The sequence below is a fragment of the Streptomyces muensis genome (genome assembly GCF_021474425.1).
GTDB lineage: Bacteria > Actinomycetota > Actinomycetes > Streptomycetales > Streptomycetaceae > Streptomyces > Streptomyces muensis.
Genome location: NZ_JAKEIP010000635.1, coordinates 1 through 616 on the forward strand (window position 1 = coordinate 1; position 616 = coordinate 616).

Annotated in this window: 1 protein-coding gene; it reads left to right on the forward strand. The window is 76.9% G+C overall.

Features of this window, described 5'->3' with window-relative positions; all coding sequences use genetic code 11:
* Positions 1 to 616, forward strand: a 616-nt coding sequence (locus tag L0P92_RS44830) for an ADP-dependent NAD(P)H-hydrate dehydratase (protein ID WP_234768860.1), incomplete at both ends; no start/stop codon positions are given.

A 616-nucleotide genomic window follows, 5' to 3' on the forward strand; every position in this document is an offset into this window, starting at 1 on the left:
GGGCGGGGGCCGTACGGTACGTCGGCCCGGCCGGGGACGCGGTGATCGCCCGGTTCCCCGAGACGCTGGTGTCGGACGGCGGCCCGAAGAAGGCGGGGCGCGTACAGGCCTGGGTGGTCGGCCCGGGCGCCGGGGACGACGCGGCGACGGTGGCGGAGGTGCTGGCGACGGACGTACCGGTACTGCTGGACGCGGACGGGCTGAGGCTGGCGGACCCGGCGGCGGTACGGGAACGTACGGCCCCGACCCTGATGACCCCGCACGCCGGGGAGGCGGCGGCGCTGCTCGGGGTCGCGCGGGAGGAGGTCGAGGAGGCCCGGCTGGCTTCGGTGCGGGAGTTGGCGGCGCGGTATGCGGCGACGGTCCTGCTGAAGGGGTCGACGACGCTGGTGGCGGACGCGGGCGGCGCGGGCCCCGTGCGCGTGAATCCGACCGGCACCGGCTGGCTGGCCACGGCAGGCAGCGGCGACGTGCTGTCCGGCCTGGCGGGCTCACTACTGGCGGCCGGCCTCACGACGGTGGACGCGGCGAGCGTGGCGGCGTATCTCCACGGCCTCTCGGCAAGATTCGCGGCGAACGGGGCGCCGGTGGGGGCGCAGGATGTGGCGGAGGGGAT